This is a genomic window from Streptomyces doebereineriae (assembly GCF_031845645.1).
Lineage (GTDB): Bacteria > Actinomycetota > Actinomycetes > Streptomycetales > Streptomycetaceae > Streptomyces > Streptomyces canus.
In genome coordinates, this window is sequence record NZ_JAVREZ010000024.1 from 98877 (window position 1) to 119050 (window position 20174).

Genomic DNA, 20174 nt, shown 5'->3' on the forward strand with positions numbered 1-20174 from the left:
GTCACGGGTGACGACAGCGGACGAGGTGTGAGGCGGGCGGCGACCTGTGCCGCCGCCCGGCCGTGCCATGCTTCGGGGTCAGTCCCCGACGGTGTTGCGGATCTGGTCCTGGCTGGCCATGGCGCCGGCCCAGACCCGGATGTCGGTGACGGATCCCGGCAAGTAGTGGCCCCAGGCAGAGTTCGCGAACCCCTTGCCGACCGCGAAGTCGCCGGATCCGACGACGGCCGTGTAGGCGGTGTCGTCACCGTTCTGGTTGAGGCCCAGATAGAGGCTGACTGTGCCGGACTGGGCGTCGTACACCCCGGTCATTCGGACCGGGCTGCCCAGCATGGCTGCTGCGTCGGACGTGACGCCGGTGAAGCCGCCGTTGGGGTCAAGGCGTCCAAAGTGCCAGAGGCCGACTGGGATCGTTTTGTCTGTCTCCAGGTCAGTGTCGGTGTTCTTCAGCTCGTACCAAAACCCCCAGGCGGACCCGTCGGCGCTGGGCTGACCGATCACCTGCGCGGTGTAGCCGATGTTCTTGGCAAGCAGCGCATCAGCGTCCAGTTGCACGGCGGTGGTCGCGGTGAACGAGCCGGTCTCATCCACCAGCGGCCCGGAGGCTGTGGCCGCGCTGTCCGCGCCGTGGAGGACGATCCCTTCACCGTCCAACGAGGCGCCACCGGAGAGAGTGAGCGCGCGGCCGTAGCCGGAGTCGCTGTCCGCGAGGGTGGTGCCGCTGTGATCGGCCGGGTTCCAGGACGCCACCAGCTCGGCACCCGCATAGCCGTTGGAGTTCATCAGCCGTGCGTCCGTGGAAATCAGGGCATCGGTGAGATTGACCTGCCAGGCCCGGACCTCGTCGATCTGGCCGCCGAAGTAGTCGGTGGGAGATCCGGCCGTGTAGAGGCTCCGGCCGATCAGGAAGCTTCCGTTGGCGGCCGTGGGCTGCCCGCTGTCCAGGACGACCGGGGAGCCCTGGGGCTTGCCGTTGACGTACAGCTGGATGGTCTTGGCCTTCGAGTCGTAAACGCCGGCCAGGTGGGTCCACACGCCGAAGGGGACCGAGGTCTGGTTGGCGTAGGAGCGGACGATGTGCGAGGTCCCCGCGGCGTCCCGCCAGTGCCAGTTGAAGATCCAGCCCTTGTAGGAGGTGGAGTAGTAGATCGAGAAGCCCGACGCGGTGGCGTCGCTGCTCACCTGCGAGACGACGGCGTAGTTGTGGGCCGGGGCCGAGGCGATGCGGGCCCACGCCGAGACCGTGTAGGAGGCCCGGGTCTCCAATACCGCGCCGGAGGTCGCCGCGTAGCCGGTGGAGCCGTCCAGGGTCAGCCCGGTGTCGGTCACCGGGGTGCCGAGGTCGTTGCCGGTGGCGTCCTTGGTGATGACGCCACGTCGGCCGCGTCCGTCACGGGAGGCGCCCGAGGCGGAGAGGGCGGCGTTGTCCTGGTTGGCCGTCACCGTGGTTGAGGAGTCGACGGCAGCCCCGCTGGGCTCGTCGAAATGCCATTGCCCGACCGGACCGGGGCCCTCGTCGACCACGAAATCGATCGCGTTTTGGGCACCCCAGCCGAGGGTGTCCTTGGCACGCACAAAGATGGTGTACGTACCCGGTGCCGATGGAGTGATGACCTTGGTCACGGTCGAGCCGGGGATCGGAGCAGACCAGGAGACCTCCGTGGACAACTTGTACATGTAGGCGGTGTTCGTGTCCCCCGAAGATGGAATGAAGGTGAAGGACGCATCGACGCCCGGTCCGCCACCCGGCACGCAGGTGGACGCGCACCGGGAGTACGGGCTGGCCACCGCGATTCCGGGGGCTTTCGGGCGAGACGAATCAACCTTGAAGTAACACCAGTCGTTCGTAGCAGCGTTGGACGCCGAGGACAGATGGCTGTTGTAGCTGTTGTAGTACGAGCGGGTCCAGGTCCGGTAGCGGTACAGCGTGCCATCCGTCAGCGTCGGAGTGTCCGCGAACAACTGGGCGTTGTCGGCGGCGTGGCCGCTGGTGGGCCGCTCCATCTCATCGACCGCCTGAGACCAGGAATTGCTGCTGGCGGTGTACTTGTCCACGTCGAAAGCCGCGCGCAGCAGCGCGTCCTCCTCGCCGCCCTTGGCGGTCTGCACGGTCGCGGTCAACCGGGCCTTGGGGGTCGAGACGATCAACGGATCGCTCTGGTCGGTCTCGCACTGGGTGCCATCACCGGTGACCAGGCCGATCGCGGTGGGCTTGGCCGGAATGCCGACGAAGTCCACGTCCAGGGTCGCGTCGTCGTCGAACCGCTTCCAGCCGTTGGGGTCGGACTCGTCGTGCGCCTTCAGCATCAGAGTGAGACGGGAGATGTCACCGGCCGCGAACTTCTTCACGGTCGAGGTGAGGTTCTCGTTGGTCTCGTCCGGGTTGTCGTTGAACTCAATCGGCGCGTCCGGCTGGCTCGGATCGCAGGCCGAACCCCGGCCCGCCGATACGTACCGGTCGACCATCAGGTCCCAGTTCGCCGTCGGCCCCGGCCACTTGGTAGACGAGGAGATGTTCCCGGTACGCGCCAGATCCACCCAGGTCGGTTCGCAGGACATCGAGAATCGCTCGGTGATCCGGAAGGTTGCATCCAGCACCTGCTTGCCCGCCAGCTGGCTCGGCGAGAACTCGAAGTACATCCGGTTCCTGTAACCCGAACCGCAGTAGTAGGCGTAGCCGCCGGTCACATAAGTGTCGCAGTAGCCGACGCCCTTGCCGTCGTCACCGCCGGAGAAGTTGTAGAACGTGTCCCCGTCAGAGGACAGCAGCGTGCGCTCCGACTCGCCCCACGACACATCCGGGTCGATATACAGCGGGTACACCGTGTCCTCGCCGGTAAGGAGCTCCGCGTTCGGTACCACCGTCACCGAATCCGCATCCGCCGACACCGGCAACATCACCGAGGCATCGCCCTCGCCCGGGCCATCCGCCGGATCTGCCGATGCCTCACCGGACCCGTCCTCGTCCGCTGCCGAGGTGCCGGCCGCCGACGCCAGACTGAACGAAGCCTGCGACGCGTTCGCCGACGAGGCACTCGGCGAGGAGGAGACCGAGTCCCCTGCGGAGTCCCACATCTGCGCGGACGGGGCACGGAAGACCGTGTTGCCGTTGGCGTCCACCGCAGACAGGCTCCCGCCCCCGTCGCGGATGGTGAGGCCCTTGGCCTGCAGGGAGAAATCGAGCTTCTTCAACTGCGGATTGGCGGCCGCGGCCGCGCTCTTGACCACCAGCACCTGCCGAACGCCTTCGACCGTGGCCGTCATGCGCAAGTCCACACCCGGCAGCACGTCCGCATACAGCGCGGACGCACCCTCCAGCGCCGGCTCGGGAAGCGCCCCAGGCCAGCCCAACGACAGGGACATGCCGTCGTCAGCCAGCGTCACCAGATCGGCGCCATCGCCGCCACCGGACAGCGAGACGTTCAGCACGGCCGCCTTCGGCCCGATCGAGCCGTCCGGGCGCCGTTCCAACGTCGCATCCGGTGCCGCCCACGAACCATCAGGAAGCTTGGCCCGCACGGAACTGCCGACTGCACCAGTTTGAAGGTCAGACCGTCAGGGTTGGCGTACGTCGACGAGTACTCAGTGCGCTGGCCCACCACCTCGACCCGTTCACCGGACTCAGCCGCCTGCGTCGAAGCAGCCTGCGCCTCCGACGTCGCATCCGCGCGAGCCGCCGGCACGGACACCCCCAAGACCGGAAGCCCTGCCAGCAACGCCGTCACCGCCGCGCCAGCAAAGAACCGCCTTCCGCCACACCGTCTACGTTCCGGGCCACTGCCCTGCACGCCGACATGACGGCGCGACACACCCCACCCCATAGCCCCCGCCACCCCACCCTTAAAGGATCTTTATAAGTTGAAGATCTAAGTTCACTGAGTGCAGCACGTCAACACTTTTGAGTGATGAACTCGGCAGGCACATGTCAGGAGCGGAATCGATCCGGGCTCCCAAGTCCACCAGTCCACAGTTCGGGATATGAATGTCTGACTACGTTGCCGGGGTGAGGCTGCCAAACAACCAACCAGAGCGCAGGGGCACAACTACCCCCGCCGCGCCACGAACCCCGCCACCCGCTCCTCCAGCCGCTTCCGGCACCCCGGCCACTCCTGTGCCGTGATCGAGAAGATCGCCGAGTCCCGCAGCCGTCCGTCCTCACCGGGCGCCCAGGAGCGCGACCAGTTCCGCAGGACGCCCTCGAAGCGGGCGCCGACGCTCTGGATCGCCGCGCGGGAGCGTTCGTTGCGGGCGTCCGTCTTCAGGTCGACGCGTGCGACGCCCCACTCCTCGAAGGCGTGCCGGAAGAGCAGCAGCTTGGCCTCGGCGTTGATGCCCGTGCCCTGCGCCGAGCCCGCCAGCCAGGTGAAACCGACCTCCACGGCGTCGAGTCGGTCCTCCGACAGCCAGCACCGCGGCTCCCAGAACGACGTGGCCCCCACCGCCCGCCCCGTCGCGACCGACACCTGCGCGTACGGCGCGAGCCGCCCCGTCGCCGCCCGCGCGAGCTGCGCGTCGACGTAGTCACCGACCTCGTCGGCCCTGGGCACCCAGGTGAACTCGTACGTGCCGCGGTTCTCCTCCGCCGCCCTGGCCAGGTCCGCCGTGTGCCCGTGGTCCAGCGGTTCCAGGCGCACCAACTCGCCTGCCAGGACCGGCCCTTCCAACTGGAAACTCAACGCCCTTCAACCCCCGATGGTCCTTCGCAGCTCCGCGAACGCCTCATGGAAACCGGGGAAAGTCTTGCGCACGCATCCGGGGTCGTCGAACGAGATTCCCGGTACCCGAAGGCCGGTGACCGCGAAGGACATGACGATGCGGTGGTCGCCGTACGTCGTGATGCGGGTGTCTGCCGAAGGAGCCACCCCCGGGTGGATCTCGATCCAGTCCGGGCCCGTCGCCACCCGCACGCCCAGCCGCCGCAGGTTCTCCGCGCAGGCCTCCAGGCGGTCGCACTCCTTCACCCGTGTGTTCGCCACGTCCTCGATGCGGACGGGGGCGGAGGCGAAGGGGGCGATCGCCGCGAGCGTCGGCATCGTGTCCGAGATGTCCCGCATGTTGATCGTGAGGCCGCGCAGTTCGCCGGTGCCCCGGACCGTGGTGGCCGCGGCGCCGACGGACACCTCCGCCCCCATCCGCCGCAGCACGTCCACGAAGCCGAGGTCGCCCTGGAGCGCGCCCGTGCCCAGGCCCGGGACCGTCACCTCGGCGCCCGGGGTCACCGCCGCCGCCGCGAAGAAGTAGCTCGCCGTGGACGCGTCGGGCTCGATCGCGTAGGTCGTGGCGCGGTAGCCGCCCGGCGGGACCACGAAGACGTCGCCCTCCCTCGCCACCTCCACCCCGAACGCCCGCATCATCGCGAGGGTGATCTCGACGTACGGCGCCGACACCAGGTCCGTGACGCGGATGCGCAGGCCCCGGCGGGTCAGGGGGCCCAGCAGCAGGAGTGCGGTGAGGTACTGGGAGGACTGGCCCGCGTCCAGCGTCACCTCGCCGCCCTCCACGCCCGCCGCCCGCACCGTCAGCGGGTGGTGCCCCTCCGCCTCCTCGTGCCGCAGGTCCACGCCCAGGTCGCGCAGCGCACGCGACAGCGGCAGCAGGGGACGCCTGCGCATCTGGGGCGAGGCGTCGAAACGGTATGTTCCGTGGCCGGCCGCGGCCAGGGTGGGCAGGAAGCGGGCGGTCGTCGCGCCGTCACGGCAGTACACGTCCGCCTCGGCGAGCGCCGGTCCCTGCGGGCGGCCGTCCACCTGCCACGCGTCCGGTGTACGGCCCACCCGGTAGCCCAGCCGTACCAGGCCCTCGGCGAAGCCCTCCGTGTCGTCCGAGCGGAGGGGGCGTACGAGGGTGGTCACTCCGTCGGCCGCGGCGGCCAGGAAGAGGGCCCGGGCGGTGATGGACTTCGAGCCGGGGAGCGAGAGGGTCTGCGGGGCGGGCGTGTCGGCGGGCATGCCCCTCATGATCGCCCACGACCACCTCAGACGCCGGGACGTCCACGGGGTGGACCTCGGTCAGGCGCGACGCCCGGAGCGTGGCCCCCGCCTCCACCGGTCGTCCGGCAGCGGCGCCTTGCGGTCCGTCTGCACCTGAAGCTCGTAGTACGAGTCGGCCGCCGTCCCGTGCCACGCCATGCACCGACCCTGCGCGGGGGCGTGGCCGGCCCGATATGTCGGCTCATCCGTCCCGTTGACCCCGGCCGCACCAACTTGGGGAAATCAGGCCAAAGCCGGGAACCCCGCCCCGCCGCCGCTCGTCCAATGCGCAAGCTGCCGGAGAGTCACCGTGGTACGGCGTCGGCCTCGCTGCTGGCTGCGAACGCTGACCAACCCTCTCCTCCGTACTGCGGCCGGCAGCACGCCGTCATCGGCGCGCCCCCCTCCAACTGCGCCGATGGCGGCCCCTCCCTGGTTGCTGCGCGCTCCCTTGACTGGCAGAAACTTCCCGGATATTGGTGACCCCTCGGAAGTTTCCTTCAGCGGATCACCTCCGGAAGGAGCGCACGTGCCCTCCAGACGTACCGTCCTCGCCGCCACAGCAGGCGTCGCCGCCTCACTCGCCATCAGCGGGACCGCACACGCCAGCGACAAGAAGCTCCGCTCCCTCATCTCCCGTATGACGCTCGAGGAGAAGGTCGGCCAGCTCTTCGTGATGCGGGTCTACGGCCACTCCGCCACCGCCCCCGACCAGGCCGACATCGACGCCAACCTCAAGGAGATCGGCGTCCGTACGGCCGCCGAGATGATCGCCAGGTACCGGGTGGGCGGGATCATCTACTTCACCTGGGCGCACAACACCCGTGACCCGCACCAGATGGCCGACCTGTCCAACGGCATCCAGAAGGCGTCACTGCGACAGCCGCGCGGACTGCCCGTCCTCGTCTCCACCGACCAGGAGCACGGGATCGTCTGCCGGGTAGGTGAGCCCGCGACCCTCTTCCCGGGCGCGATGGCGATCGGTGCGGGTGGCGCGCGCAAAGACGCCCGCACCCTCGGCCGGATCGCGGGGCAGGAACTGCGAGCCATCGGCATCCGGCAGAACTACTCCCCCGTCGCCGACGTCAACGTCAACCCGGCCAACCCCGTCATCGGCGTCCGCTCCTTCGGCTCCGAGGCCGGCGCGGTCGCCGGGCTCGTGGCCGCCGAGGTCGCCGGGTACCAGGGCGCCGGGGTCACCGCGACCGCCAAGCACTTCCCGGGGCACGGGGACACCGCCGTCGACAGCCACTACGGCTTCCCGGTCATCACCCACAGCCGGGAACTGTGGGAGAAGCTGGACGCCGTTCCCTTCCGGGCCGCGATCCGCGCCGGCATCGACTCGATCATGACCGCGCACATCCAGTTCCCGGCCCTCGACGACTCCGGCGACCCGGCCACCCTCTCCCACCCGATCCTCACCGGCATCCTGCGCGGCGAACTCGGTTACGACGGGGTCGTGGTCACGGACTCCCTCGGCATGGAGGGCGTCCGCACGAAGTACGGCGACGACCGCGTCCCCGTACTCGCCCTCAAGGCCGGTGTGGACCAGCTCCTCAACCCGCCCTCCCTGGACATCGCGTGGAACGCCGTCCTGAAGGCCGTACAGGACGGCGAGCTCACCGAGGCGCGGCTGGACGAGTCGATCCTGCGGATCCTGCGGCTCAAGGCCCGGCTGGGGCTCTTCGAGGAGCCGTACGTCAGCCACGGCGGCGTCACCCGGTCCGTCGGCACCCCGGCCCACCTCGCCGAAGCCGACCGGATCGCCGAGCGGACGACGACCCTGCTGGTCAACGAGAGGCGACTGCTGCCCCTGAACCGCAGCACCCATCGCAAGCTGCTGGTGGTGGGCGCCGACCCCGCCTCTCCCTCCGGTACGACGGGCCCGCCGACCGGGGTCCTGGCCACCGCCCTCACCGAACTCGGCTTCACGGCCACCGCCCTGCCGACCGGTACGGCCCCCTCGGCGGCCACCGTCGCCCAGGCCGTCGCCGCCGCGCAGGACGCGGACGCGGTGATCGTGGGGACGTACAACATCACGGCCGCCCAGAAGACGCTCGTCGAGCAGCTCGTGGCGACCGGGAGGCCGGTGGTGGCCGTCGCGATCCGCAATCCCTACGACGTGGCCCGACTCCCCACTGTCCCGGCATACCTGGCGGCCTACTCCTGGACCGATGTCGAACTGCGGGCGGCGGCACGGGTGATCGCCGGAAAGGCGGCACCGCGCGGGAAGCTGCCGGTGCCGGTGCAGCGGGCGGACGATCCGGCGAAGGTGCTGTACCCGGTCGGGTACGGGCTGTCGTACGGCCGATAGCGCGCGGGACGTAGTTCCCGTACGACTCGCAACTCGTACATCACCCCCGAAAGGCGCAAAGGACCCCACACGTCTGGCGTGGCCCCGTCGCGACGGTCACGCTGGGCGGTGGGGGTAGTGCGGGGGGATGGCGATGCGCGACAGGTTTTCCACGGGGGTGGTGTGTGTACTGCCGGCGCTGCTCGCCGCCCTGCTGACGGGGTGCACCCAGCCGGCGGCCGGCGGGGAGAGCGACGACCCGACCGGCGCCACGGCCTCGGTCTCGCCGTCCGCGACCCGGGCCTCCGGTTTCGGCGCGGTGTTCCTCGCGGTCGACGAGTGCAGCTCCTTCGGCAAGGCCAGCTTCACCGAGGTGCCCTGCACCAGTGAGCGGGCGGCGGCACGGGTCGTGGCCCGGCACGACGGCACCCCGTCCGGCGGGCCGCCGTGCCCGGCGACCACCGACTTCGTGCTGCACATCAGCGAGCAGAGCCAGATCTCCGACGAGGACGGCGACGGGGCGGTGCCGCAGGGATACGCCTGCATGCGCAACCTGCAACCGCCGCACCCCGGTGACCCCGGCGGCGGGGGCGGGCCGCGGACCATCGTCGGCGACTGCGTGTACAGCTCGGGCAGCGGGCAGGTCAGGGAGACCGCGTGTGACGGCAAGGGCGCGAAGAGACCGCAGTACAAGGTGGTGCAGGCGGTCGCCGAGCGCAGCCGGTGCCCGCTGTCGACAGCCCTGTACGTCCAGCTCGGCGGCGCTCAGCCGGTGGGCTGCGCCCGGCCGTTGTGATCCCGGCCGGGCGCGGCGAGCGGACTACGGACGCAGAGCGGGCTCGCGCTCCACGTCACGGACGTCCAGCTTCTTGTCGAACTTCGCGAGCGGCTTCGCCTCGGTAACGGCCGCGGCCGGGACGCCCGCCCAGGCCAGGATCCTGGCCGTGGCGAACGCCTTCTGGTCGGCGACCAGACCGGCGACGTTCGCCCCGTGGTTCATGCCGGGCGCGGTGAACACGTACGCGTCCTTCGCTCCCTTGTCGACGCGGAACCGCTCCGCGCCCCACGGGTCGTTCTGGCCGTAGACGTAGAGCATGTGACGGGCGTTGTTCCGCACCCAGTTGTCCACGTCCCGCATCGCGTACGGCTGGAACTTCGTCGGGATGTCCCGCGGGACGAAGTTGCGCGGCGGCTGGTAGCCGTAGCGGATGTACTTCTTCTCGATGTGCGGGAAGTGGATCGTCGGGGCGCCGAGCTGGGTGGCGGCCTGGTAGTAGTACGGCGTGTACGGTGCCAGGCCCTGGTCGGTGTAGAAGGAGAACCCGGAGACGGTGTCGATGGAGTTCCAGATCTGGTCGTCGGTCGCGGTCTTCGCGTTCGGCGGGATCAGCTCGTCGTCGCCGCAGTTGGCCAGCAGGTTGTACTGCCAGAAGCCCCAGACGTAGTCGAGGACGACGGCCTCGTAGGCCCGGTCCAGGCTGCCGACGGTGGTGAAGGTGAAGCCCTCCGCCGCCGCGTACTGGGCGTACTTCTTCTCCAGCGGCTCGCGCCGCACCAGGGCCTCGCGCTGCACCGCGTTCAGCCGGTCGCGGCACTCCTCGGTGCCGACCTTCTCGAAGAAGCGGTCGTAGGCGGAGTCCTCGTTGTTCACCACGTCGTTGGGGGCGACGTACGCGACGACGCCGTCCATGTCGCGCGGGTAGAAGCGCTCGTAGTAGGTGGCGGTCATGCCGCCCTTTGAGCCGCCCGTGGAGATCCAGTTCTTCGAGTAGATCTTCTTCAGCGCCTTGAAGATGCGGTGCTGGTCGCTGGCGGCCTGCCAGATGTCCAGCTTGGTCCAGTCGGCCGGGTCGGGCCGGGAGGGCGTGAAGAAGCGGTACTCCATGGAGACCTGGTTGCCGTCCACGATCTGGGTCGGCTCGCGGCGGCTCGGCGTCGTCGAGACGCTGTAGCCGCCGGTGTAGAAGACCGTCGGCCGGCCGGCGTCCTTGTGCAGCACGGTGATGCGCTGCTGGAACGTGCCCTTGGACGGGTGCCGGTGGTCGACCGGCTGGGTGTAGTTCAGGACGAAGAAGCGGTAGCCGGTGTACGGCTTCTCCTCGATCAGGCTCATCCCCTGGATGGCGAGGAGCTGGTCCTTGATGTCGGTGGCGGCACTGGTGCCGTCGGCCTCCGGCTCGGCGGCGGTGGCCGCCCCTGCCGTACTGACCGTGCCGATGAGCACGACCAGCGTGAGGAGCCATCTGAGCGCCTTGCGCATGCACCCTCCCCTGTGAGTACAGATGTGCGCCGGACGCTAGCGGCGCAAGTCCGGTCCGCACCAGGGGAGGTGACGCCATGATGGGGAAAACCCTGTGAGAAACCTGTGTCTCAGAGCCGAATCCAGCCGTCCGAGTCGTACTTGCCCCGGCCGACCTCGCCCTTCACCCACACCTTCCGCTGCCCGGCGTGCACGGTGACCGGACCTGCCCGGTACTTGTACCGGCCCACGTCCTCGACCGGCCGCAGCCCGTACGCCCGCAGACTCACCTTCATGTGCTGCCGGACCCCGGGGCGCTTGGGAAGTGTCACCGCGCACACGTAACCGCGCCGCTTGTACACCTCCACGGTGCCGGTGGAGAACGGGAACGACCTGACCTTGCGCCCCTCGCAGGACGAGGCCGCGGCCTGCGCCTGTCCCGGCACGGCGACCCCGAGCATCCCGGCCGCCACCGTCACGGCCAGTCCCACCGCCAGCCGCCGTATCGCTCCACTCTTCACTGCCGTCCCTCCCGCAGCTCTTGGGCGTACAGGTGTACGGACGCAGAACATATGTCGGACGGTTGCACGACCGTCAGCCGGACACCTCGACCGGCTCCCCCACGAAAGTCCGCCACAACTCGGCGTACCGCCCGTCCAGCGCGAGCAGCTCATCGTGGGTTCCGTCCTCGACCACGCGGCCGTGGGCCATCACCACGACCCGGTCCGCGCGGGCCGCCGTGGTCAGGCGGTGGGCCACGACGAGGGTCGTACGGCGGCCCGCGAGACGGTCGGTGGCCTGGTTGACCAGGGCCTCGGTGGCGAGGTCCAGGGCTGCCGTGGCCTCGTCGAGGAGCAGGATGTCCGGGTCGACCAGTTCCGCCCGGGCCAGCGCGATCAGCTGGCGCTGGCCCGCGGAGAGGTTGCGGCCGCGTTCGGCGACCTCGTGGAGGTAGCCGCCCTCCAGTGTGGCGATCATCTCGTGGGCGCCGACCGCGCGGGCCGCCGCCTCGACCTCGGCGTCGGTGGCCTCCGGGCGGCCGTAGGCGATGGCGTCGCGGATCGTGCCCTGGAAGAGGTAGGCCTCCTGGGGGACCACGCCGAGGCGGTGGCGGTAGGAGGTCAGGTCCAGGGCGCGCAGGTCCGTGCCGTCGACCGTCACCCGGCCGCCCGTCGGGTCGTAGAACCGGGCCACCAGCTTGACCACGGTGGACTTGCCCGCGCCCGTCTCGCCGACGAACGCGACCGTCTGACCGGCGGGGATCTTCAGGTCGATGCCGCCGAGGGCCTCCTCGTCGTCGCCGTACGCGAAGTGCACGTTCTCGAAGGCCACTTCGCCCCGCAACGACAGCACGTCCAGGGGCTCCTCGGCCGCCTTCGTGGACGTCGGTTCCTGGAGCAGCTCCTGGATGCGCCCCAGGGAGACGGTCGCCTGCTGGTAACCGTCGAAGACCTGGGAGAGCTGCTGGACAGGGGCGAAGAACAGGTCGATGTAGAGGAGGTAGGCCACCAGGGCGCCGGTCGTCAGGGTCGCCGCGTCCACTCGGCCCGCGCCCGCGATCAGCACGGCCGCGGCGGCCACCGAGGACAGCAGCTGGACGAAGGGGAAGTAGATCGAGATCAGCCACTGGCCCCGGACGCGGGCCTGGCGGTAACTGTCGCTGCGCTCCGCGAAGCGCGCCCCGCCGTCCCGCTCCCGGCGGAACGCCTGCACGATCCGCAGCCCGGACACCGACTCCTGGAGGTCGGCGTTGACCACCGAGACGCGTTCACGGGCGAGTTCGTACGCCTTCACGCTCGCCTTACGGAAGAAGTACGTGGCGACGATCAGCGGCGGGAGCGTCGCGAAGACGACCAGCGCCAGCTGTACGTCGATCACCAGCAGGGCGCCCATGATGCCGAAGAAGGTGACGACCGAGACGAACGCGGTGACCAGGCCGGTCTGCAGGAAGGTCGAGAGGGCGTCGACGTCCGTCGTCATCCTCGTCATGATCCGGCCCGTCAGCTCCCGCTCGTAGTAGTCGAGTCCGAGCCGCTGGAGCTGGGCGAAGATCTTCAGACGCAGGGAGTACAGGACCCGCTCGCCGGTGCGTCCGGTCATCCGGGTCTCGCCGATCTGAGCCGCCCACTGGGCGAGGACCGAGAGCAGGGCGAACAGGGTCGCCGTCCAGATCGCGGCCATCGCCATCCGCGACACGCCGTCGTCGATGCCGTGCCGGATCATCACCGGGAGCAGCAGGCCCATGCCGGCGTCCACGGCGACCAGGCCCAGGCTGATCAGGAGCGGGCGGCCGAAGCCCCGCAGCAGCCGACGCAGGCCGTACGACTCCTCGGGCGTGACCGCGCGTCCCTCGTCGATGTCGGGGGTGTCCGTCGCCGGGGGCAAGGCGTCGACCTCGGCGAGGAGTTCGGGGGTGGCCGGGGTGCCGGCCAGCGCCGTGTCCTTGGGCTCGCGGTCGCCGGTCCACAGGCGGGGGGTGACTCCGCGCTCGGCGTCGAACTCGGCGTCCAGCTCGTCGCGTACGGAGGTGTCCTCGTCCGCGGCTTGTACGGCAACCGGGTGGGCGTGGCCCGGGGAGGTGCCACCGAGGCCGTCGGGGTCGGTGAGCAGGCGGCGGTAGAGGGGCGACCGGCGCTGGAGTTCCTCGTGGGTGCCGAGGTCGGCGAGGCGGCCGTTCTCCAGGACGGCGATGCGGTCGGCGAGGTTCAGGGTGGAGCGGCGGTGGGCGATGAGGAGGGTGGTGCGGCCCTCCATGACCTGCTTCAGGGCCTCGTGGATCTCGTGCTCGACCTGCGCGTCCACGGCGGAGGTGGCGTCGTCCAGGACGAGCAGGCGCGGGTCGGTGAGGATCGCGCGGGCGAGCGCGACGCGCTGACGCTGGCCGCCGGAGAGGGTGAGGCCGTGTTCACCGACCTTGGTGTCGTAGCCCAGGGGGAGCTCGGCGATGAAACGGTCCGCCTGGGCGGCGCGGGCGGCCTTCTCGACCTCCTCCTGCGTCGCCTCGGGACGGCCGTACGCGATGTTGTTCCGGACCGTGTCCGAGAACAGGAAGGAGTCCTCGGGGACCAGGCCGATCGCGGCCCGCAGCGAGTCGAGGGTGAGCTCGCGGACGTCGTGGCCGCCGATGAGGACGGCGCCGTGGGTGACGTCGTAGAAGCGCGGCAGGAGCAGGGAGACGGTGGACTTGCCCGAGCCGGAAGAGCCTACGACCGCGAGGGTCTCGCCGGCGCGGATCTCGAAGCTGAGGCCGTCGAGAACAGGGCGCTCGTGGTCGTAGCCGAAGGACACGTCGTCGAACTCGACCGTGGCCGGGGCGTCGGCGGGGAGTTCCTTGGTGCCGTCCTTCAGGTACGGCTCGGTGTCGATCAGCTCCAGGACGCGCTCGGTGCCGGCGCGGGCCTGCTGGGCGACCGTGAGGACCATGGCGAGCATGCGGACCGGGCCGACGAGCTGGGCGAGATAGGTGGAGAAGGCGACGAAGGTGCCGAGCGTGATGTGACCGCGGACCGCGAGCCAGCCGCCGACGGCCAGCATCGCGACCTGGCCGAGGGCGGGGACGGCCTGGAGGGCCGGGGTGTACTTCGAGTTGAAGCGGATCGTGCGCAGGCGGCCCGCGTAGAGGCGGCGGCCGACCTCCCTGAGCTTCCCGGTCTCCTGGTCCTCCTGGCCGAAGCCCTTGACCACGCGTACGCCGCTGACGGAGCCGTCGACCACGCCCGCGACGGCGGCGGCCTGGGCCTGGGCGTACCAGGTGGCGGGGTGCAGCTTGGAGCGGGAGCGCCTCGCGATCCACCACAGGGCCGGTGCCACCGCGAGGGCGACCAGGGTGAGCGGGATCGACAGCCAGGCCATCACGATCAGGGAGATCAGGAAGAGGGCGAAGTTGCCGATCGTCATCGGCAGCATGAAGAGCAGGCCCTGGATCAGCTGGAGGTCGCTGGTGGCCCGGCCGACGACCTGGCCCGTGGACAGCTCGTCCTGGCGGCGGCCGTCCAGGCGGGTGATCGTGCCGAACATCTCCGTGCGGAGGTCGTGCTGGACGTCGAGGGCGAGGCGGCCGCCGTAGTAGCGGCGGATGTAGGTGAGGACGTAGACGAGGACTGCCGCGACGACCAGGCCGCCGGCCCAGGGGGCCATGTCCCGGGTGTGGTCGCCGATGACGTCGTCGATGATCACCTTGGTGATCAGGGGGACGATCGCCATGACGGCCATGCCGCCGAGGGATGAGACCAGAGCGAGGACGACGTCCTTGGGGTAGCGCCAGGCGTACCCTGCCAGTCGTCGTGCCCATCCCCGTTGCGGTTCCACGCGGTGCCCTCCGGTTTGTCCCTCGACCTGATCTACCGGAAGGCACCAACGCGAAATTAAGCGGATTTCATCCCTCCGCAACATTTTCGAGGGTCAGACCCGGTCAGACCCGCACCCTGAGGTAGTAGAACCGGGTCGTCTGCACCGTGTTCTGGTTGTCGTCGCTGACCAGGAGGACCTTGAGGCGGCCCTTGCTCACGCCCGTGACGGCCATGCCCTCGATGTTGTCGAGGAGCGGGTTCGGCTGGGGCTGCTTGGCCGTCGCGCCCAGGGTCGGGCAGCTCGCGATGTCCGTGAGCAGGGTCTTCTTGATCAGGCGCACACCGGACTGGCCCGCCAGGTTCTCGACGCCGCTCGTGTCCGTCGCGTGGCGGGGGTCGGCCAGGTACAGGCGGACCGTGTTGCCGACGCCGGAGGTGAAGCCGCGCTCCAGGACGAGGAGGCGGCCGTCGGGGAGGGCCTGGACCTCGGGGACGCCGAGGAAGGCGGCGTCGGTGCGGTAGGCGTACTGGGCCGCGAGCTCGAAACTGCCGTGGTGGCGCCGCCAGGTCTGGAAGCGGACGGTGCCGGCCGTGTCGCCGGAGAGCGCGTACTCCATGGAGGCGAGCAGGGTGTGGCCGCCGTTCATGAGGGTCAGGCCCTCGAAGGTCTGGTTCGACGTGGCGCGGCCGGCCGGGGCCACCTGGAGGGAGGCCGGGACGGGGAGGCGGTCGAGGATCGTGCCGTCGGTGCCGTAGCGGCGGATCGACGGCTCGGTCTCCGACGTGATCAGCCGGGTGCCGTCCCGGTCGATCACCAGGCCCTCGGAGTCCAGCGCGGCGCCCTTCTCGTCGGCGAGCGGGACGACCGCCGTCGGCGCGAGGGTCTTCGCGTCCAGGGAGAACAGCGAGGAGCGGTCCGAGAGGGCGGCGAGCGAGCCGTCCCGGTCCACCGCGAGCGCGGAGAGGTTGCCGACGAAGGTGCCGTCGTACGTCGTCTTGTCGAGCGCGTCGGAGAAGCGGTCGAGGGAGACGGACGGGGAGCAGGCGTGGCGCACCGGCGCGGCGGCCTGCGCCGGGCCTGTGGCCGTGAGGCAGGCCGCCGCCGCCAGGGCCGCGGTGGTGGTGGCGAGTACGGTTCTCAGCTGCATGGGCGTCACCGTAGGGCGGGTCGGTGACGTACGGGAGTCCGGCAGGCGTCAGCTCGCCGCGAGATCCCGGTGGATGACCTTCGCGACGCCCTGGATCGTCGTGATGCCGTAGTTCATGGTGCTGTTGCCGTGGGTGAGCACCGTGATCATGTAGTCGTGGCCGCCGCCCTTGAAGGTGCCGACGCTGTGCACCCGCCAGCCGTGGGTGGAGCGCTGCAGCCAGCCGTTCTTGACGTGCCAGGAGATGCCCGATCCGGCGCCGTACGGTGTGCCCCAGCGCTGCGACGAGATGACCTGGCCCATCAACTTGAGGATGTAGGCACGGGCGTTGTCGCTCAGGACCGTGTTCTTCGCGGTGACCAGCTTGAGCAGCTTCTGCTCGTCGGTGACGGTGATCTGGGTCAGGCCCCAGTAGCCGTTCGCCCCGGGCTTGGTCTGCGTCATGCCGGCCGCGGTGAGGAATCCCTTGATCTTCGTCAGGCCGAGCTGCCGCCACAGCTTGCTGGTCGCGTCGTTGTCCGACTTGGTGATCATGGCCTTGGCGAGGGTGCTCTCACGGTCGGTCAGATACCTGTTGTGCTTCTTCGCGTCCCACAACAGCGTGGCGAGGACGGTCACCTTGACGACGCTCGCGGAGTCGTAGGCGGTGGAGGAGCGCAGGGTGCAGGTGGTCTTGGTCGTACGGTCGTAGAGGCCCACGGCGATCGTGCCCGAGCGGTGGGAGAGGGCGGACGTGATGTCCCGCTTCAGTTTGTCGGCGAGGCCCGCCTTCGCGGACGTGCAGCTGACGGCCGGTGCGGTCGCGGCGGCGGCCGGCGTGGCGGCGGCGACGCACGCGGCCAGCGCGCCCGTCGCGATCCATTTCGCGTGTCTTGATATCCCCCGAGTCATGCCCTGTTGACTCTCGGGTTCGGGTGAATGGTTGTACGCATGGGGAATGGTTGTGCGAGTCGTTACTCAACCCGTGGCGATTTCACAGGATGGAGCCAGGTACGTCACAGCCCTCACCCAAGCCCCCTCTGCACGATGCCCGGGTGACATCTGCCACCGATCCCCACCCCCACACCGAGACCGTGTCCGCCGACTGGCCGCCACCGGCCCCGCCCGCGGCATCCCCGGACAAGGCCCCGCGCTGGTCGCTGCCCGCGCTGCTCGCGATCCTGGTCCTGGCCGGCGTCCTCTACAGCTGGAACCTGTCCGGGGCCGGCCTGAACAGCTTCTACAGTTCCGCGATCTACAGCGGTACGCAGAGCTGGAAGGCCTGGTTCTTCGGGTCGCTCGACGCGGGCAACTTCCTCACCGTCGACAAGCCGCCGTTCGCGCTGATGGTCATGGGGCTGTCGTGCCGGATCTTCGGCTTCGGCACCTGGCAGATGATGCTGCCCGAGGTCGCGGCCGCCCTCGGCACGATCTGGATCCTGCACACCTCCGTGAAGCGGGTGTTCGGGCACGCGGCGGCCGCGATCGCCGCGCTCGTCCTCGCACTGACCCCGATCACCGTCGCGATCAACCGGGACAACAACCCCGACACCCTCCTCGTCCTGCTGATGGTCGGCGGCGCGGCCCTCGCGCTGCGCGCGGTGCGCACCGACAGGCTGCTGCCGCTCATCGGCTCGGCGGTCCTCTTCGGGCTCGCCTTCAACACCAAGATGCTCCAGGGCTACATCGCCCTGCCCGCCGTCTTCGCGGTGTACGTGTACGCGTCGCGGCTCGGCTGGAGGAAGAAGGTCGTCAACCTGGCCCTCGCGGCGGTGGCGTTGGCGGTCTCCAGCTTCTGGTGGGCGACGGCGGTCTCGCTCGTGCCCGCCGACGACCGGCCCTACATCGGCGGTTCCACCGACGGCTCCGCCTGGAACCTGATCATGGGCTACAACGGCCTGGGCCGGGTCCTCGGCGGCGAGGGCAACGGCGGAGGCGGGGGCGGCGGAGGCGGCACCTTCGCCGGCACCGCGGGCCTCGGCCGGATGTTCAACGACATCCTCGGCGGCCAGATCTCCTGGCTGATCCCCTTCGCCTTCCTCGCGCTCGTCGCCGGCCTGGTGCTGTGCGGCCGGGCCCCGCGCACCGACGCCACCCGCGCCGCGCTCGTCCTGTGGGGCGGCTGGCTGGTGCTGCACTACCTGACCTTCGCGATGGCGGAGGGCACCATGCACCCGTACTACACGACCGCGCTCGCCCCGGGCATCGCGGCGCTGACCGGCGCGGGCGGCGTCATGCTGTGGCGCGCCTTCCGCGGCGGTGACGCCCGCTGGTCCTGGGTGCTGCCGGCCGGACTCGCGGTCACCGGCGTCTGGGCGATCGTGCTGCTGCGCCGGGCCACCGGCTGGAACACCTGGCTGTGGCCGGTCGTCGGTGTGGTCATGGTCCTCGCGATCGTGGGCCTGTTCGTCTTCCGTACGGCGAGTTCCGGCACCAGGGCACGGCTGCTCGGCGTGTCCGTCGTCGCGGCGATCGTGGCGGCCCTCGCGGGCCCGACGGCGTACGCCGCCTCGCCGGCCTTCTCCACCACCACCGGCGGCATGGGCGGCACCAACCCGACGGCGGGTCCGTCGACCGGTGGCGGCATGGGCGGTCCCGGCGGCGGTGGCGGCCGGGGCGGCTTCGGCGGCAACGGTGGTGGCCCCGGTGGCGGGCAGGACGGCGCCCAGCAGGACGGCCGGGCGGGCGGGGAGTTCCCCGGAGGCAACGGCGGCGGCCAGATGCAGCCGGGTGGCGGCACCGGTGAGCTCCCGCAGGGCGGCGCGCCCGGTGGCACGAACGGGGAACTCCCGGGCGGTGGCACGGCTCCCGGCGGCACCGGCGGCATGACCGGTGGCCCCGGTGGCGGCGGTATGGGAGGCAGCGTCGACAGTGCGCTGGTCTCGTACCTGGAGAAGCACCAGGACGGCGCCAAGTGGCTGCTCGCGGTGTCCAATTCGCAGAGCGCCGGCCAGCTGATCCTCAGCACGCACAAGCCCGTCATCTCCATGTGGGGCTTCACCGGCACCGACAAGGCGATGACCCTCGCCAGGCTCAAGGAGCTGGTGAAGAAGGGCGAGCTGCACTACATCCAGCTCGGCGGCGGCGGAATGGGCGGCAACAGCAGCCTCAGCCAGGAGATCACCAGCTGGGTGCAGAAGAACGGCACTGCGGTGAAGGGGAGCGACTACAGCACGACCAAGAGCTCGACGTCGGACACGGGCACGGGCACGAGCACGTCGACGGTCTACCGCCTGGACCCGTCGGACGTCGGCTGACCAAGTCCCGGTCATGCGGCCCCCGATCACGCGTCGGGGGCCGTTCGGCGTGTCAACTCGCGTAGACAAGGCCCGATTTGCCGTTTCAGGTCACCTAATGGACACGCAGCATCCATTTACACGGCCGCATGTCCATGTCACGCTCCCATCTGCCGCCTCCATTCAACCCGCGTAGATGGGACCCCCCTTATGCTGGCGACACGCATCCGCAACTGGAAGTCGGTGGCGCTCACCACCGCCGCCGTGCTGGTCGGGCTCGCCGCCCCGGTCGTGACCACGACCCCGGCCGCCGCCACGACGACCGCGTACGACTCGACGTACTACAAGAACGCGGTCGGCAAGACGGGCACGACCCTGAAGTCCTCCCTGCACACGATCATCAGCGCCAACGTCTCGAAGATCTCGTACTCCGCGGTCTGGGACGCGCTCAAGGTCACCGACCAGGACCCGAACAACAGCAGCAACGTGATCCTGCTGTACAGCGGTGTCTCCCGCAGCAAGTCCCTCAACGGCGGTGACGTCGGCGACTGGAACCGTGAGCACGTGTGGGCCAAGTCCCATGGCGACTTCGGCGAGGTGACCGGGCCCGGCACCGACCTGCACCACCTGCGCCCCGCGGACGTCCAGGTCAACAGCATCCGCGGCAACCTCGACTTCGACAACGGCGGCAGCACCGTCACCAACGGCGGCGGCAGCACCGTCGACTCCGACTCCTTCGCGCCGCGCACCGCGGACCGGGGCGACGTGGCCCGCATGATCCTCTACATGGCCGTGCGGTACGACGGCGGCGACGGCTTCGCCGACCTGGAGCCCAACGAGAAGGTCGGCAACGGCTCCAACCCCTACATGGGCAAGCTCTCCGTCCTCAAGGCCTGGAACGAGGCGGACCCGCCGAGCGCCTTCGAGGAGAAGCGCAACCAGGTCATCTACGACACCTACCAGCACAACCGCAACCCGTTCATCGACCACCCGGAGTGGGTCGAGGCGATCTGGTAGGAGC

General features: G+C 69.9%; 12 protein-coding genes. 4 read left to right on the top strand and 8 right to left on the bottom strand.

The window, feature by feature from the left end:
* Positions 1 to 78: 78 nt before the first annotated feature.
* From RNB18_RS43690 to aroA, 3 genes are all read right to left on the bottom strand, one after another.
* The gene (locus tag RNB18_RS43690; protein ID WP_311719705.1) at positions 79 to 3471 is read right to left on the bottom strand and encodes a LamG domain-containing protein; all 3393 of its coding nucleotides are present in this window, start codon (positions 3469 to 3471) and stop codon (positions 79 to 81) included.
* Positions 3472 to 4043: 572 nt separating this feature from the next.
* Positions 4044 to 4676, bottom strand: a complete 633-nt coding sequence (locus tag RNB18_RS43695; RefSeq protein WP_311719706.1) for a GNAT family N-acetyltransferase — start codon at positions 4674 to 4676, stop codon at positions 4044 to 4046.
* A gap of 6 nt (positions 4677 to 4682) precedes the next feature.
* A complete protein-coding gene (aroA, locus tag RNB18_RS43700) occupies positions 4683 to 5948 on the bottom strand; it encodes a 3-phosphoshikimate 1-carboxyvinyltransferase (protein WP_311719708.1) in 1266 nt (421 codons plus the stop codon).
* A gap of 550 nt (positions 5949 to 6498) precedes the next feature.
* On the opposite strand from aroA, the gene RNB18_RS43705 reads away from it, so the two are divergent.
* Positions 6499 to 8283, top strand: coding sequence for a glycoside hydrolase family 3 protein (locus RNB18_RS43705; protein ID WP_311719709.1), 1785 nt, complete (start codon positions 6499 to 6501; stop codon positions 8281 to 8283).
* A gap of 133 nt (positions 8284 to 8416) precedes the next feature.
* The gene (locus tag RNB18_RS43710) at positions 8417 to 9058 is read left to right on the top strand and encodes a hypothetical protein (RefSeq protein WP_311719710.1); all 642 of its coding nucleotides are present in this window, start codon (positions 8417 to 8419) and stop codon (positions 9056 to 9058) included.
* A 24-nt stretch (positions 9059 to 9082) separates the two neighbouring features.
* On the opposite strand, the gene RNB18_RS43715 is transcribed toward RNB18_RS43710, so the two are convergent.
* The 5 genes from RNB18_RS43715 to RNB18_RS43735 form a co-directional block, all read right to left on the bottom strand.
* Positions 9083 to 10522 (bottom strand): S28 family serine protease, encoded by a 1440-nt coding sequence (locus RNB18_RS43715; RefSeq protein ID WP_311719711.1) that lies wholly within the window; start codon positions 10520 to 10522, stop codon positions 9083 to 9085.
* Between the two features lie 110 nt (positions 10523 to 10632).
* Positions 10633 to 11022: a hypothetical protein gene (locus RNB18_RS43720; RefSeq protein ID WP_311719712.1), complete on the bottom strand. Its 390-nt coding sequence runs from the start codon at positions 11020 to 11022 to the stop codon at positions 10633 to 10635.
* 73 nt (positions 11023 to 11095) lie between these two features.
* Positions 11096 to 14809: an ABC transporter ATP-binding protein gene (locus RNB18_RS43725; RefSeq protein WP_311719713.1), complete on the bottom strand. Its 3714-nt coding sequence runs from the start codon at positions 14807 to 14809 to the stop codon at positions 11096 to 11098.
* A 103-nt stretch (positions 14810 to 14912) separates the two neighbouring features.
* Positions 14913 to 15938 carry an esterase-like activity of phytase family protein gene (locus tag RNB18_RS43730; protein ID WP_311719714.1) on the bottom strand — a complete coding sequence of 342 codons (1026 nt, stop codon included), beginning with the start codon at positions 15936 to 15938 and terminating at the stop codon, positions 14913 to 14915.
* A gap of 48 nt (positions 15939 to 15986) precedes the next feature.
* Positions 15987 to 16829 (bottom strand): serine hydrolase, encoded by an 843-nt coding sequence (locus RNB18_RS43735; RefSeq protein WP_311719715.1) that lies wholly within the window; start codon positions 16827 to 16829, stop codon positions 15987 to 15989.
* Positions 16830 to 16972: 143 nt separating this feature from the next.
* On the opposite strand from RNB18_RS43735, the gene RNB18_RS43740 reads away from it, so the two are divergent.
* Positions 16973 to 19174 (top strand): mannosyltransferase YkcB-related protein, encoded by a 2202-nt coding sequence (locus tag RNB18_RS43740; protein WP_311719716.1) that lies wholly within the window; start codon positions 16973 to 16975, stop codon positions 19172 to 19174.
* A 189-nt stretch (positions 19175 to 19363) separates the two neighbouring features.
* Positions 19364 to 20170: an endonuclease I family protein gene (locus RNB18_RS43745; RefSeq protein ID WP_311719717.1), complete on the top strand. Its 807-nt coding sequence runs from the start codon at positions 19364 to 19366 to the stop codon at positions 20168 to 20170.
* The last annotated feature ends 4 nt before the right edge of the window (positions 20171 to 20174 follow it).